The organism is Microbispora sp. GKU 823 (assembly GCF_002027145.1).
Lineage (GTDB): Bacteria > Actinomycetota > Actinomycetes > Streptosporangiales > Streptosporangiaceae > Microbispora > Microbispora siamensis.
The window spans coordinates 71,965-86,658 of record NZ_MWJN01000031.1; the positions used below are offsets into that span (position 1 = coordinate 71,965).

The window sequence follows — 14,694 nt, forward strand, 5'->3', positions numbered from 1 at the left end:
TCACGGCGTGATCCGGCGGTAGGCGTGCCGCCAACCGCCGCAGGAGGTGATTGTGCGGGTGACCGTGTCCCTGTAGCAGACCTGGACCCCGACGTCCTGGGGAACGTCCTCCTCCCAGTCGTGGAAGTACAAGCGGGCGTAGCCGTCCGGACCGCACTTCTTCAGCGTCCTGCTCCACGTGGTGTCCTCGGTGCGGACTTTCACGCGCAGGTAGGCGCACAGCCTGGCCGAGGAGTCCCGGTCATACAGCCGCGCCTCGAAGTTGAAGCTGCCATTGTCCTCGTCCTCCCACACCCGGCCGCGGACCATGGCCTGCGCGCCGTTCCGGTACGCCGAGTAGAAGGGCCCCCAGTCGGAGTCCAGGCCGATGTAGCTGGAGGCGGTGACTTCGCCGGGCCCGGCGGTCGGGGTGGCTTTGGGAGTCGAGGCGGTGTGGGGAGCGGCGCGGTAGGGGCGGTGGGCGCGGCCTGGGCAGGGACGCTGAGCGCGGCCAGGCCGCCCGCGACGACGGCGAGGACGGCGAGACCGGTCAGGTGGCGGGTCGAGCGGGGCATGTGATCCTCCGGTGCTACTGGGGCGTGCCGTGACGACCGGGCGGGCGGGGCGTGGGCGCCGCCGGGGATTCGCGGCGGCCGTGTCCCAGTGGTACGGCCGAGCGCTTGCAGTGGCCTTGCCGCCCACTTTCGGCCTTGCCGGGCACAGGCCGCCGAGCGGACGTCGACGCGATCGAACGTCGGCAAGCCACGCCGTTAGCCTGTACGACATGTGGCGGCCCTTCCGATTTGCGTGGCTTGGCCTCGCGGGGCGTGACGGCGCCGCCTCGGGGCCGGTGCTCGCGCGGACCGGGCCGGCCCTGCTCGGCCTGGCTCTCGGGGTGCTGGCGCTCGGGCCGGCCCTCGGGCCGGGGTTCGCGCTGCGCTACGACATGGTCTTCGTACCGGACCCGCCGCTGCGCCTCAATGACGGCTTCCCCCGGGCCGTGCCGAGCGACCAGGTCGTGGCGCTGCTGTCGTCCGTGGTGCCGGCGGAGATCGTGCAGAAGCTGATCCTGCTCGGGCTGTTCGTGCTGGCCGCGTCCGGGGCCGGGGCTCTCGCGCGCGACGTCCTGCCGGGAGGCGGGATCGTGCCCCGGCTGGCCGCGGCGGCCTTCTACGCCTGGAACGCCTACCTGGCCCAGCGCCTGCTCATCGGGCAGTGGGCGCTGCTGTTCGGATACGCCGGGCTGCCGTGGGCCGTACGCGCCGCGGCCCGCGGCGGGACCGTGCGGCTCGCGGCGGCCCTCCTGCCCGCCGCCGCGGGCGGGTTCCAGGCCATGCTCGTCAGCGCCCTGACCGTGCTCCCGGTGGCCGCGCTGCGTGGCCGGGGAGGCGGCGGGGGGAGGACGGGCACGGGCGGTGCTGTCATCGGTGGCGCCGTCACTGGGCGTCGTCGCCGTGCTCAGCCTGCCGTGGCTCGTCCCGGCGCTCGTCCCGGTGCTGAGGGCGGACGCCGCGGCCGATCCCGCGGGGGTGGCCGCCTTCGCGCCCCGGGCGGACGGACCGTTCGGGACGCTCGGCAGCCTGCTCACGCTCGGCGGCATCTGGAACTCCCACGCGGTGGTGCCCGGACAGGACATGCCCGCGCTCGCCGCCGTCCGCCTCGCCCTCACCCTCGTCGCGGTCGCCGGGTTCGTACGGCTCGGGTTCGTACGGCGGCCCGCGTGGTGGCCCGGCCTGGCCGCGGCGGCGTGCGCCGGTGTCCTGATCGCGTGCGCCGGGGCCTTCGCGCCGGGCGTGCCGCGCGCCCTGATCGGCTGGTGGGCGGGGTTCGGCCCGCTCCGCGACGGCCAGGTGTACGTCGCGCCGTTCGCGCTGGCGCAGGCCGTGGGGGTCGCGGTGGCGGTGACGGCCCTCCGCGTCGCCATGCCGGCGCCGGTCGCGGCGGCCGCGGTGGCGGTGCCGGTGCTGGTCCTGCCGACGTTCGCGCTGGGGGCGTTCGGCAGGCTCGGGACGGCCGAGTATCCCGAGGAGTGGCGCCGGGTCCAGGCCGTTGTCAACGGGGACCCGGCACCGGGCGCGCTGCTGTCGCTGCCCTGGAGCGCCTACCGGGCGTTCTCCTGGAACGGCGGCCGGGTGGTCCTCGATCCCGCCACCAAGATGTTCGCCCGGCCGGTGGTGTGGAACGACGCGCTCGTCGTCGGCACGGGCGGCGGGGGACGGATCCGGGTGGCCGCCGAAAGCCCGCGCGCGCGGCGGATCGGCGCGCTGCTGGCCGGGCCCGCGGCGAGTCCGCTCACCGGGCCGCTGACCCGGGAGGGGGTGCGGTACGTGCTCGCCGGAGGAGTCGACGAGAACACGTTCTTGTCTCGGCTGCCGGGGGCGACCCCCGTCTACAGGGGCCGCGAACTACTCCTGGTGCGCCTGTGAGCAGTCAAGACCGGCGACTCGCGGCATACTGGACAGTAAGTCTTTTTATCACGGTTTGACCAAGGCTATGGTGTAGGAGCTGTATCACGTTCTAATCTCGGCGCACCCGCGCGTTCGAACTGTGGAGGAGGAAGCATCCGTGTTGAAGGTGCTGGCTGCTCTCGCGGTCGGGGCCGTGCTCGCCGGCGTCGCCTCCGTGGCGGTCGTCAACGTGGCCGCGCCCACCGCTGAACCGCCGAACAAGCCGCTCTACAACTACGGCGACAGGTGAGCGCACCAGACCTGACGTCCGTTCCATAAGGACTCCCTCGAAAAGGACTCCCCGCGAAGACCCAGTTCGTCAGGGGCGTGGTTTCGCCATGCCCTCATGCGTCCGTGCCCCGATTCGCCCGCACCGCCTCACCCCGCCGCGTACCGGGACCACCCGTGCCGGCGGCCGCGTCCCGCGGTGCCCCCCGAACTCGCCGCCGAGACGCGTCACCCGAAGGAGTGGTCGTGGTCGCACAGGGTGCGAAGGCGAAGTCCTCGGGGCGCCCGGCCCCTCTTCCCGAGCCGTCCGACAGGCCGCATCTGGCGGCCACCGGCACAGGTACGGCTCCCACCGCCGTTCCCCTGCTCGACGGCGTGCGCGTGGCCGTGCTGAACTTCCGCGAACCGAGCCAGACCGTCGCGGGCGGCGCGGAGGAGTACGCCTGGCGGGTCGCCGCCTACCTCGTCGGCCAGGGGGCGCGCGTCCACTTCGTCACCAGCCGGGAGCGGTACCAGACCCGCGGCGAGTCGCGCGACGGGATCGAACTGCGCAGGATGGGCAACAAATATCTGGTCTACCTTCTCGTCCCGCTCTGGCTGCTGCTGCGCCGCCGCCGGTTCGACGTCATCATCGACTGCATGAACGGCATCCCGTTCTTCTCGCCGGTCGTGGCGCGCCGCCGTACGCGGGTGATCTGCGTGGTCCACCACGTGCACGACCGGCAGTTCTACGCCTTCTTCCCCCGGTGGCTGGCGCGAATCGGCTGCTTCATCGAGGGGCCGGTGGCGCGGCTGCTCTACCGCCGGTGCACCACGGTGACGGTCTCCGAGTCCTCCCGCGACGAACTGCGTGAGCGCCTCCGCTGGCTGGCCCCCATCGAGGTGGTGCCCAACGGCAGCCCGACCGCCAGGCCCGTCGCGAGGGAGCCGGTGCCGGGCAGGCCGGCCGTCGTCTACCTCGGTCGCCTGGTCGGCCACAAGCGCGTCGAGCGGGTGGTCGAGCTCGCTGCGGAGCTGGCGCCCTGCCGTCCCGGCCTGCACGTGCACGTCGTCGGGCGGGGCCCCGAGCATGACCGGCTGGCCGCGCGGGCGGGCAGGCCCGACGTGGCGGGGCGCGTCCACCTGCACGGATTCCTGCCGGAGGCGGAGAAGAACGCGGTGCTGAGCGGCGCCAGGCTGAACGTCACGGCCTCGGAGTTCGAGGGCTGGGGGCTGACCGTGATCGAGGCGGCGGCGCTCGGCGTGCCCACCGTCGCCTACGACGTGGCCGGCCTGCGCGACTCCGTACGGCACGGCGTGACGGGGTGGCTGGTGCGCGACGGCGAGCGGCTCGCCGACGTGGTCGGCCAGGCGCTGCGGGAGCTGGACGATCCCCTGACGAGGGCGCGGATGGCCCGGGCGTGCCGTCGCTGGGCGGGCGAGTTCACCTGGGGGAAGACGGGGGCGGCCATGACCAGACTGGTGGCGGGCGAGCTCGGCCGGCTCCCCGTGCACACCCCCGGCGACGACCCTGAGAAGTCCTGAGCGCGCCCGTGTCCGTTGACGTCTCGGTCCAGCCGCGGGAGCCCGGTCCCACCCGGGAGGGGGCGACCCGCACGCCAGGGGAGACCGCCGGGGCCCCGGAGACGGCCCCCGCCGCCCCTCCCGCGCCGCCGGGGCGGGGGCTGCGGCACCGGCTCCGGCTGCTGGCGGGCTGCCTGCTGCTCGCGGCCGTCGCCTTCAACACCGCGCCCGGCGCGGTGATCTCCGAGACCAAGCTCGACATGGCGGTGAACCCCCTGGGGTTCCTCTCGCGCGCGCTGCACCTGTGGGATCCGGCCTACTTCGGCCACCTGCAGAACCAGGCGTACGGCTATCTCTTCCCGATGGGGCCGTTCTACGCGCTCTTCCGGGCCATGGACATGCCCGCCTGGGACATCCAGCGGCTCTGGATGTCGCTCGTGCTGTGCGCGGCGTTCCTCGGGACCGAGCGGCTGGCCCGGGCGATGGGCATCGGCTCGCCCGGCACCCGGATCCTCGGCGCGCTCGCCTACGCCCTCGCCCCGCACGCGCTGGCCCTGATCGGGATCAACTCCTCGGAGTTCCAGCCGAGCGCCGTGCTGCCGTGGATGCTGCTGCCGCTGGTGAAGGGCACGCGGGAGGGGACGAGCCCGCGCCGGGCCGCCGCGCTGTCGGCCGCCGCGTTCCTGTTCGCGGGCGGCGTCAACGCGGCGGCGGAGCTGGCCGTGCTCGTCGTGCCGCTCCTCTATCTGCTCAGCCGCCGCCGCGGCGGGCGTACGTGGGCACTGCTCGGCTGGTGGCTGCTGTTCGTCGGCCTCGTGTCGATGTGGTGGCTCGTCCCGCTGCTGCTGCTCGGGCGCTACATCTTCTCGTTCCTGCCGTTCATCGAGACGGCCTCGGCGACCACCAGCGTCACCTCACTGGTGAACGTCCTGCGCGGCACGTCGAGCTGGATCTCGTTCCTGCCGGTGGACGGGCAGCCGTGGCTGCCGGCGGCCTACGACCAGGCGACCGTGCCGTGGCTGGTCGCCGCGACGGCGCTGGTCGCCGGGCTCGGGCTGACCGGCGTCGTCCGCAGGGGGACCCCCGAGCGGACGTTCCTGGTCCTGAGCGTGATCGCGGGCCTGCTGATCGTCACCGCGGGCCACGCGGGCGACCTCGCCCACCCCTGGACCGGCCAGGTGAGGGACCTGCTCGACGGGCCGCTCGCGCCCTTCCGCAACCTGCACAAGTTCGACGCGCTGATCCGGCTGCCGCTGGCGCTCGGCCTGGCCGCGCTTCCGCTCGCGGGACCGGTGCGCCTGCGCAGGCCGGTCACCGCGGTGGCGGCCGGGCTGCTCGCGCTCACGCTCGTGCCGGTCGGGACGGCCGGGGTGACCGCCCGCGGCTCCTTCGCTGACCTCCCCGCCTACTGGCGGCAGGCGGCGGACTGGCTGAACCGCAACGCGGGCGACGGCATGGTGCTCGCCATGCCCGGCTCGGCGCGCGGCGAGTACCTGTGGGGCCGCCCGCTCGACGAGCCCATGCAGTCGCTGCTCACCGTGCGCTGGGCCACCCACGCCAACGTGCCGTGGGGATCGCCCGGCCTGGCCCGGCTCGTGCAGGCGGTGGACGAGCGCTTCGCCACCGGGCACGGCTCGCCCGGCCTGACCGAGGCCCTGCGCCGCGCCGGGGTGACCTACCTGCTCATCCGCAACGACCTGGTCAGGGAGACGCTCGGGACCGCCTGGCCCGCCCGGGTGCACCAGACCCTGCAGGACTCCGGGCTGTCCAGGACCGCCGAGTTCGGGCCGCTGGTCGGCCTGACCGCGAACGGCACCGCCTCGGGCTGGCTCGACCAGCCCTACCCGGCGCTGGAGGTCTACAAGATCCCAGGGACGGCCCCGCTCGCCTCGACCGTGCCCCGCGCGGGCACGCTGCACGTGGAGGGCGCTCCCGAGGCCGTGCTCGACATGGCGGAGGAGGGACTGCTCACCGGCGACCGCCCGGTGCTCGTGGGCGACGAGCCGGGCGCGGCGGCGATCCCCGCCCGCGACACGATCCTCACCGACACCCTGCGCAAACGGGACATCGTGTTCGGTGACGTACGGCGCATCGCGTCGGCCACGCTGCCGGACAACCAGGACCCTGTCACCACCGACCTCACCGATCCGGCCTGGTCGGCGGCCACCTCGACCGCCCGCTACCTCGACGTGAAGGACGTCACCGCCTCGTCGGCCGACTCCGCCGTCACGGCCGCCGTGGGCCAGCGCGACCCGGGGCGGCAGCCGTACGCCGCGCTCGACGAGGACCCGCGCACGGGGTGGCGGTCGGACGGCTGGAACGGCGCGGTCGGGGAGTGGCTCGAAGTCCGCTTCACCGGCCAGGTGGACCTGACCGAGATCTCGGCGGCCTTCGAGCAGGGGGCGATCGGTCCGCCGGTGGCCGAGGTCGCGCTGGAGACCGAGCGCGGTGTCAGCCGAGTGGCGGTGGCGCGGACCGACGCGCTCCAGCCGCTGCGCCCGGTGCCGGGGAAGAGCTCGTGGCTGCGGATCCGGGTGACCAGGCTCGCGTACGAGCCGAAGACCGCGCTCGGCAGCCGGGTCGGCATCACCGACCTGCGCATCCCCGGCGTGCGGGCGGTACGCACGATCTCGGTCCCGGACACATCCGACACGGGCACCGGCACGGGCGACCCGGGCGCCGTGCTGCTCACCAAGCAGGGGGACGCCGACGCGTGCATGCGGGGCTCGGTCACCTGGACCTGCTCCTCACGGCTGCAGATCCTCGGTGAGGACGGCTACGGGTTCGACCGGCTCATCCCGGTGGCGCGCGACGGCGTGCGCACGGTGCGCGGGCAGGCCGTGCTCACCGATCCGAAGGCGGCGGACCTGATCACCACGCTGCCGAACCAGTATCCGCACGTCAGCGCGTCATCGACGGCGACGGAGCACGGGGCCGTGCTGGGTCGTCAGGCGATGGACGGCGACCCCTCGACGCTGTGGTACGCCCAGCCGTTCGACCGGCGTCCGACGCTGTCGATCGACCTGGGCAGGACCCGGACGTTCTCCCGGATCCGGGTGCTGTTCCCCGACTCGGCGCAGGGCATCCCGCCGGTGAAGCTCACGCTGCGCGCCGGAGAGCGAGCGGTGCAGGGGTGGGTGGACCGCGACGGCGTGTTCACGTTCCCCGCGCTGAAGACGCGGAAGTTCACCATCGAGTTCACCGCGCCCGCCTCCCGCGCGATCGAGGTGGCCGAGATCGCCATCCCCGGGGTGAAGCCCCTCGGCGGCCTCGGCGCCATCCCGCTGCGGCTGCCCTGCGGCTACGGCCCGACGCTGCGGGTGGACGGCGACGACGTGCCGACCCGGGTGGTCGGCGGCACCCTCGACGACGTGCTCAACGGCCGTCCGCTGACCTACTCCGGGTGCGCGCCCGTGCACCTGACCGAGGGGCGCAGCCGGGTCGGCGTGGCGCCGAGCGACGCCTTCCGCGTGCGCTCGGTGGTGCTGGACGACGGAGCCGGAACCGGCCGCGCGGCGGTGTCGGCGACCCCCGCCACGGTGACGTCGTGGGGGCCGCAGGAGCGCCGTCTCCGGGTCACCGCCGCCGCGCCCTCCTACCTGGTGGTCAACGAGAACTACAACGCCGGCTGGCAGGCCTACCTCGACGGTGCGCGGCTGACCCCGGCACGGCTCGACGGCTGGCGGCAGGCCTGGGAACTGCCGGCCGGCGGCGGCGAGGTGGTGCTGCGCTACGAGCCCGACCCGGCCTACCGCATCGCGCTGCTCGCCGGGCTGGGCCTGGCCCTCGTGGTGGTGGCCCTGGCGCTGGTGCGCGGCCGGTCGCGGCTGCGCGCCGTGGGGCCGGGCCGCGTCCGCGCGCCCTGGGTGTGGATCGCGGCGCCGCTCGCCGGACTGTGGGCCGGGGGCGTGGCGGGCGCGGTCGTCGTCGCCGTCGCGCTGGCGGCGTTCCTGTGGCTGCGCGGGATCGCCGGCGCCCAGCACGCCGGTCCGAGCCGCCTGCGGGCCTTCGCCCGTCACGCCGCCTCCGCGTGGGTGGCGCTCGTCGCGCTCGGTCTCGCCGGGCTCGCCCAGGCCGCCGGGCAGGGCCTGGCCGCCGACGTGCTCTGCCTCGTCGTACTCGCCCGGCTGCTGGCCGCCGTACGAGACGGTGCCGTCCGCGATCAGGCGGGGGTAGGCCGATGACGGGCGCGTTCGTGCGGCTTCGGCGCACGCTCCTCCTGGCGGGCATCGCCTTCCTGATCACCGTGGGGGCGCTGTTCCACTTCTACGTCTATCCGCGGACCACGGTCCTGCCGCTGGAGCAGACCCGCGTCCAGCGGCTCGTCTCGCCCTCGGCCACCTACCTCGACACCGCCACCTTCCGCCTGCACAGGAACGTGCCGGTGCAGAACACGGTGGCCGTCTACGGCGATCCGCAGGCGGGTGACGACCGTACGGCCGTCTGGGTGGAGTTCTCCTCGCTCGACACCCGGGACGGCGAGCGCGTCGACTACCACGAGCGCCGCACGGCCTTCGACCGGCGGACCGGCCTCGCCGTCGAGTGCTGCGGGGAGTACGTCGACGACGACCCCGGCGTACGGCAGACCGGGCTGGCCTTCCGCCTGCCCGCAGGGGCCGAGCCGCGCTCGTACACCATGTTCGACCCGGTGCTGCGGCGGGAGGCGCCGATGCGGTTCGAGCGCGAGGAGACCGTCGAGGGCGTGCCGACCTACCGCTACACCTACTCGGCCGGGCCGGTGAAGACGGCCGACCTGCCCGGCCCGGTGCCCGGCACGACGGTCGGAATGCCGGACGAGGAGCGGGTCGCCGTGGCGAGGTACACCGAGATCACCCGCACGATCTGGGTCGAACCGGAGAGCGGGCTGACCGTGCGCACCCAGGAGCGGCGGCGCGACACCCTGCGCACGCCCGACCAGGTCGAGCGTCAGGTCGCCTTCGACGCCGACCTGACGACGAGCGGCGCCGAGGTGCGCGCCTTCGCGGACGAGGCGGCCAGGTTCCGCCGGTGGATCCTGCTGACGCGCGAGTGGATCCCGCTGGCGTGCGGCCTGCTCGCCGCCGTGCTCGCCGTGGTGCTCGCCGTCGTCTTCCGGGTCGCGACCGGCCGGGGAGGTCAGCGGCGGCGCAGCACCAGCAGCAGGTTCCAGGTCACGATCTCGCGAACGCCGGGTAGATGGATCACCGGGGTCGCCCAGCGAGGGTGGTAGCGCGGCAGGGCGTCGACGAGGTCGGCGCCGGGATGCCGCCTGGCCCACGCGAGCGCCCGGGCCACCGAGACGGCGTACAGGCTCGTGCCGTACACGTTCTTGGGGGAGCGGCCGTGGCGGCGCGCGTAGCGGCGCGCGGCGTGGTGCCCGCCCAGGTAGTGCCACGGCGAGGTCTCGTGGCCGCCCCAGGGCGACAGCCAGTTGGTGAACGACAGGTAGACGATGCCGCCCGGCCGCGTCACCCGCACCATCTCGTCGCCCATCCGCCACGGATCGGGCACGTGCTCCAGCACGTTGGAGGAGAAGCAGACGTCGACGGAGCCGGTCTTCAGCGGCAGGTCGAGGGCGCTGCCGAGCACCGCGCCGTCGGGGATGGCGCCGGTGCGGGCGCTCATCTCCCCGGCGTCGCAGTCGACGCACACCGGCCGCGCACCCACGGCGCGCAGCGCGTCGGTGAAGTAGCCGGGCCCGCCGCCGACGTCCGCGACGAGCGCGCCGTCGAGGTCGGCGTACGCCGCGAGCTGGGCGACGGTGTCACGGGCGAGCCGGCCGTAGAAGAAGTCGGGGTCGGTCTGCTCCTTGCGGAAGGCGCTGAACAGGCGAATCGAACGGGCCAGGTCGGCGCGGAACGGCTCGGCGTGCACGACGTCCCTCTCCTGTCGGGTGCGCCGGAGCATAACACCCCCTTTGTCCCACGGCGCTGGGAGAATCCCGATGACTCAGATCGTGCGTACCGGACGGCCCGGCATCGCGCTGCCGGCATGGCGGGCGAGCCTGGCGAACTCTGCCATTGCAAACCCTGTCATGATCGCGGCGGTCCTGCTGGTCGTGGCGTCGCTGGCGGTACGGATCCCCGTCCTGACGTCCTCCTCCTTCGTCGAGGACGACTTCCTGTTCGTGGGTGACGCCTACGAGCACTCCCTCACGTTCGACTTCCTGTTCCGCGTCCACAAGGGCCACCTGATGCCGGGGGCCCTCGGGCTCACCTGGGTGCTGTCGCGGCTGTCGCCGTACGACTGGCTGCTGGTCTCGGCGGTCACGTTCGCGGTCCAGGCGGCCATGGCGGTCATGCTGCTGCGGCTGCTCGTGCGGCTGTTCGGCACGCGGCCCGGGATCCTGCTGCCGCTCACCTTCGCCCTGTTCTCGCCGCTGACGGTGCCGGCCTTCGGCTGGTGGTCGGCCGCGATCAACGCGGTGCCGCTCCAGTTCACGATGGTCATGGCCCTGGCGGCCCAGGTGAGGTGGGCCGGGGAGGGCGGGGCGCGGCACGCCCGGTGGGCCTTCTACTGGGTCCTGGCCGGCATGGCGTTCAGCACGAAGGGGGTCTTCGTCCCGTTCCTGCTGTTCGCGCTCACCACGTCGCACCTGCGGCCGTGGGCGGGCCCGTGGATCGCGCTCATGCTGCGCGAGCTGCGCTCCCACTGGCGCCTGTGGGGCTCGTACGTGCTGCTGATGGGCGGATACGCGGCGCTGTACCTGGCCCGCCGCGGCACCGCGCCGGGTGAGGGCGCGGCCGTCCCCGCGCCGGGCAACGCGGCGGACCTGCTGGGCCGCCTGCTCGGCCAGGTCTTCCCGGCCGGGGTGGTCGGCGGGCCGCTGTCGTGGGGCCCGGTGCTGCCCAACGGCGGTCTTGCCGACCCCAGCCCGCTGCTGGTGGCCGCCGGATGGGCCGTGCTGGCCGCCCTGGTCGTCGGCACCGTGCTGTGGCGGCGGCGGGCCGCGCGCGCCTGGCTGATCCTGGCGGGCTACCTGGTGGCCGCGGACGGCGTGCCCACGGCGATCGCGCGGAGCACCGGGCTCACCCAGGTCGTCGGCTCGGAGACCCGCTACGTCGCGGACGCCGCGATCGTGCTCGCGGTCTGCCTGGGGCTCGCGCTGCTGCCCCTCCGGGACGAGACCGAGCCCTACCGGCGGCCGGTTCCCGCAGGGAGCGGGCTGCCGACGGCGGCGGGGCTGCTCGCGGGCGCCTACCTCGCGATGTCGATCGTGTCGATCCAGAACTACCGCGACACGCTGTCGGGAGACCGGGTGCGGGCCTACCTGGCCGCCGTACGGGCCTCGCTCGCCAAGCGCCGGACACGGCCGTGATCTACTCCAGCCCGCTCCCCGAGGACATCGTGCTGCCGTGGAACGGCAACCGCAGGCTCAGCCACCACCTGCTGGCCCCGCTCGCGCGCCCCGCGCTGCGCGCCCGGATGCGCGTGCCCGAGCCGTCGGAGCACGCGCTCGTCTTCGACGGCAAGGGCAGGCTCGCGCCGGCCGAGGTGAAGGCGTCGATCGGGGTGGTGCCGCCGGGTGAACGCTCGTGCTTCCCGCTCCTCGGCGACGCGATCTTCTTTCCCGACGTCGTGTCCTTCGGCGGGCCGGGGCCGGTCGCCGGGCTGGCCTACACCGCCAAGCGCGCCGGCACCGGCAGCTACGAGATGAGCGGGCAGCGGGGGCAACTGCGGTTCCACGCCACCGGATCCGGCGGCGCGCTGGTGCAGTTCCCCGTCACGGCCATCGGCAAGGGGCTGCTGATCCGGCTGGACGACCCGGCCGCGGTCTGCCTGAAGGGCTTCGCCTACGGCGACCCCGTGCCCGGCCGGCCCGCCCCTACGGCCGCGGCGACACCGCCGCCGTCTCCGTCCCCGTCGCCGTCTCCGTCGTCTTCCGCGTCCCCTTCCGCGAAGAGGTCACCAGGCGGGCGAGGCGCCTCGCCGGCTCCTCGACGAAGCGATGGGTGAGCGTGGCGAGCAGCAGCGTGAGCGCGCCGACCACGACCAGGTTGCCGGCGAAGTTGCCGCTCCACGCCTGCTGCTCGGTGAAGTCGTACCAGAGATAGAGGGCCACGAACTGCCACAGGAACACGCCGTAGGACACCCGGCCGAGGAAGCGCATCACCCGGCTGCTCAGGAAGCGGCCGTACGGCGAGCCCTCGGCCGGCAGCAGCGCGGCCGGGGTCACCAGCCCGGCCGCCACGGTGGCGTACAGGGCCAGCTCCGACAGGTCGGCCCAGACGCCGTCCACGCCGCTGAAGCGCGTGCCGGTCAGCGGCGAGGCCGCCACGGCGTACGCGAGGGCGGCGACGAGCAGGAACGAGCCCGCCGACGCGCCCACGGCCCGGACGAACCGGTGCGCCGGGCCTCGGGATCGCGTTCCTCACGCGCCCACTCGGAGACGACGGCCAGCGCCATGCCGACCGCGAAGAACACCCAGGCCCGGGGAAGCCAGGTGTTCAGGTAGGGCCGGTAGACGGGGAAGTAGGTGAGCAGCGCCCACACGAACGACGAGGCGGCGAGTACGGCGACGCCGGCCAGCAGCCGCCGGGCGCGGGTGTCGAGGCCGGGGGCCGCCCGCGCCGCGCGTACGCCGCCAGCGCGGCGGCGACCAGCGGCAGCAGCACGTAGAAGGCGGCCTCGACGCACAGGCTCCACATCTGGGCGAGCCCGCGCGGCCCGAGGCCGAACCACCAGGGGTGGATCTCGTAGGTCTGGCCGAGCAGCAGCAGTTGCAGCCACGTCGTGACGTCGCCGAGGTGCGGCCCGGCCCACAGCACCATGGCCACGACCACGACCAGCCAGTACGCCGGGAGGATGCGCAGGGCGCGCTTGATCAGGTAGACGCGGGTGTCCGGGGGACGCTCGCCGAGCAGCGCGGCGCGCGCGTAGGGCCGGTAGAGAAGCAGGCCGGACAGCGCGAAGAAGATGGGGACCGCGACGTCCCCCCGGGCGAGCAGGCTGCTGAAGAAGTTGTCCCGCAGCGCCGCCGCCGACTCGATCGCGACGTGGAAGACGAGGACGGCGACGGCCGCCAGCGCCCGCACGCCGTCGAGGGCGTCCACATGTCCGGAGGGCACGTGACCGGAAAGCACGGGTGTGTCACGAACGGGTTGCGAACCGGCCGGTAACATGTCACGAGTCGCCGTCGAGCTAGAACCTGTTTCGGTCACTTTTCCGCATCCCTCGTGACGTTGGTCACTGCCCCGTCTAACATACAGCGAAATAGGAACGTGTTTCAGGACAAATAGGCAGTAACTGGCCTGCCCCAGGAGGAGCGATGCGCCGCGGATTGGGAGTGGTCCTCGTAGGACTCGGGGCGTTCCTTGTCGTTCTCGCGCCGCTGCTGAGGTTCCAGGTCGCGGACAAACTCGTGCAGGCGCCGGCGAACCAGTACAGCATCACGCGGCTGACCGCCGAGAACGCGCAGTACTTCAGCAAACGGGATCTGAAGGTCCTCACCGGCACCCTCGACATCACGGTCACGACCAGGGGGGACGTCAAGGAGGCCAAGGACGACCACGTCGTGTGGGACCAGTTCACCAACGCCAACGACGTGACCAACAACAATCCGCAGATCTCCATGACGCAGTTCCGCAGCGCGTTCAACAAATTCAACGGCCAGGGCGTCACCTGCTGCGGCACGAGCGTGAACAGCGGGTCGGGAGCGCAGCCGGTGCAGTTGCAGGGCCAGGTCTTCCTGTTCCCGTTCGGCGTCGAGAAGAAGACCTACCAGGTGTTCAACACCGACACCCGCAAGGCGTACGACGCGACGTTCGACGGCGAGGACACGGTCAACGGCCTGCCGGTCTACCGGTTCGTGCAGAAGATCCCGCCGACGCCCATCGAGAAGCTCAGCGCGCCCGCCTCCGTGCTTCACATGAAGGGCAAGGGCGACATCCAGGTCGACCGCGTCTACGACGGCGTGAACACCTTCTGGGTCGAGCCGACCACCGGTGTCCCGGTCAAGCAGGAGCAGCAGCGCCACGAGGTGCTGAAGACGGCCGACGGCGTCGAGCGGATGCCCGCCCTCATCGCCACCGCCTCGTTCACGCCGCAGACCGTCGGCGAGCTGGTCCAGACGGCCCGCGACAACATGGCCCAGATCACGCTGATCAAGACGACGCTCCCGCTGGTGGCGCTCATCCTCGGGCTCGCGCTCGCCGTCGTCGGGGCGTGGCTGCTGCTGCGGCCGGGCCGCGTGGACTGACCCGGGAAAGCCGGCCGACCCGTGAAGCGGGACAGCGCGCTGAACCCGCCGATGGGCCCGCCGGTGGCGGCGCCTCCGGCGGGCACGCCCTCCCGGCGCTCGCGCGCGGCGGGGCTGCTGCGGGCCTGCCGGCCCCGGCAGTGGCTCAAGAACGCGCTCGTCTTCGCCGCTCCGGCCGCCGCCGGCGTGCTGACCACCGGGGCGGGACTGCGCGGCTCGCTGGTCGCGTTCGCCGCCTTCTGCCTGGCCGCCGGCGGGTCCTACCTGTTCAACGACGCGGCCGACGTGGCCGCCGACCGGCGCCACCCCCGCAAGCGGCTGCGCCCGATCGCGGCCGGGATCGTGTCCGTACGGCTCGCG

At 73.6% G+C, this 14,694-nt stretch carries 14 protein-coding genes; 8 read left to right on the plus strand and 6 right to left on the minus strand.

What is annotated here, in order from left to right; translation table 11 throughout:
• Complete coding sequence (locus B1L11_RS18460) at positions 1 to 309, minus strand: hypothetical protein (protein WP_079315635.1); 309 nt, start codon at positions 307 to 309, stop codon at positions 1 to 3.
• Between the two features lie 855 nt (positions 310 to 1,164).
• A complete protein-coding gene (locus B1L11_RS46920) occupies positions 1,165 to 1,404 on the minus strand; it encodes a hypothetical protein (protein ID WP_179155207.1) in 240 nt (79 codons plus the stop codon).
• On the opposite strand from B1L11_RS46920, the gene B1L11_RS18465 reads away from it, so the two are divergent.
• From B1L11_RS18465 to B1L11_RS18480, 5 genes are all read left to right on the plus strand, one after another.
• Entirely contained in the window at positions 1,395 to 2,405 is a 1,011-nt protein-coding gene (locus B1L11_RS18465) for a hypothetical protein (protein WP_079315636.1), read from the plus strand. The two genes, B1L11_RS46920 and B1L11_RS18465, sit on opposite strands and share 10 nt — an antisense overlap.
• 139 nt (positions 2,406 to 2,544) lie before the next feature.
• Positions 2,545 to 2,676 carry a hypothetical protein gene (locus tag B1L11_RS51145; RefSeq protein WP_256862666.1) on the plus strand — a complete coding sequence of 44 codons (132 nt, stop codon included), beginning with the start codon at positions 2,545 to 2,547 and terminating at the stop codon, positions 2,674 to 2,676.
• 224 nt (positions 2,677 to 2,900) lie between these two features.
• Entirely contained in the window at positions 2,901 to 4,178 is a 1,278-nt protein-coding gene (locus B1L11_RS18470) for a glycosyltransferase family 4 protein (RefSeq protein WP_239108315.1), read from the plus strand.
• An 8-nt stretch (positions 4,179 to 4,186) separates the two neighbouring features.
• Entirely contained in the window at positions 4,187 to 8,341 is a 4,155-nt protein-coding gene (locus B1L11_RS18475; RefSeq protein ID WP_079315638.1) for an alpha-(1->3)-arabinofuranosyltransferase family protein, read from the plus strand.
• Positions 8,338 to 9,366 carry a DUF3068 domain-containing protein gene (locus tag B1L11_RS18480; RefSeq protein ID WP_079315639.1) on the plus strand — a complete coding sequence of 343 codons (1,029 nt, stop codon included), beginning with the start codon at positions 8,338 to 8,340 and terminating at the stop codon, positions 9,364 to 9,366. The genes B1L11_RS18475 and B1L11_RS18480 overlap by 4 nt, the downstream gene beginning before the upstream one ends.
• Here B1L11_RS18480 and B1L11_RS18485 read toward each other — a convergent pair.
• Positions 9,273 to 10,043, minus strand: coding sequence for a class I SAM-dependent methyltransferase (locus tag B1L11_RS18485; protein WP_079315640.1), 771 nt, complete (start codon positions 10,041 to 10,043; stop codon positions 9,273 to 9,275). The two genes, B1L11_RS18480 and B1L11_RS18485, sit on opposite strands and share 94 nt — an antisense overlap.
• A gap of 37 nt (positions 10,044 to 10,080) precedes the next feature.
• Here B1L11_RS18485 and B1L11_RS18490 point away from each other — a divergent pair, with 37 nt between their 5' ends.
• A complete protein-coding gene (locus B1L11_RS18490) occupies positions 10,081 to 11,454 on the plus strand; it encodes a hypothetical protein (protein ID WP_143737359.1) in 1,374 nt (457 codons plus the stop codon).
• A 507-nt stretch (positions 11,455 to 11,961) separates the two neighbouring features.
• On the opposite strand, the gene B1L11_RS54930 is transcribed toward B1L11_RS18490, so the two are convergent.
• From B1L11_RS54930 to B1L11_RS51160, 3 genes are read right to left on the minus strand one after another with little or no spacing between them, the layout of a single operon-like run.
• On the minus strand, positions 11,962 to 12,465 hold the full coding sequence (locus B1L11_RS54930) for an acyltransferase family protein (protein WP_372974693.1): 504 nt from the start codon (positions 12,463 to 12,465) through the stop codon (positions 11,962 to 11,964).
• On the minus strand, positions 12,396 to 12,629 hold the full coding sequence (locus B1L11_RS51155; RefSeq protein ID WP_256862668.1) for a hypothetical protein: 234 nt from the start codon (positions 12,627 to 12,629) through the stop codon (positions 12,396 to 12,398). The genes B1L11_RS54930 and B1L11_RS51155 overlap by 70 nt, the downstream gene beginning before the upstream one ends.
• Positions 12,584 to 13,189: an acyltransferase gene (locus B1L11_RS51160; RefSeq protein ID WP_256862669.1), complete on the minus strand. Its 606-nt coding sequence runs from the start codon at positions 13,187 to 13,189 to the stop codon at positions 12,584 to 12,586. The genes B1L11_RS51155 and B1L11_RS51160 overlap by 46 nt, the downstream gene beginning before the upstream one ends.
• Before the next feature lie 215 nt (positions 13,190 to 13,404).
• Here B1L11_RS51160 and B1L11_RS18500 point away from each other — a divergent pair, with 215 nt between their 5' ends.
• Together B1L11_RS18500 and B1L11_RS18505 are read left to right on the plus strand one after the other, a co-directional pair.
• Positions 13,405 to 14,334, plus strand: coding sequence for a DUF3068 domain-containing protein (locus B1L11_RS18500; RefSeq protein WP_079315642.1), 930 nt, complete (start codon positions 13,405 to 13,407; stop codon positions 14,332 to 14,334).
• A 21-nt stretch (positions 14,335 to 14,355) separates the two neighbouring features.
• The coding region (locus tag B1L11_RS18505) for a UbiA family prenyltransferase (RefSeq protein WP_372974694.1) at positions 14,356 to 14,694 on the plus strand (339 nt) is incomplete at its 3' end.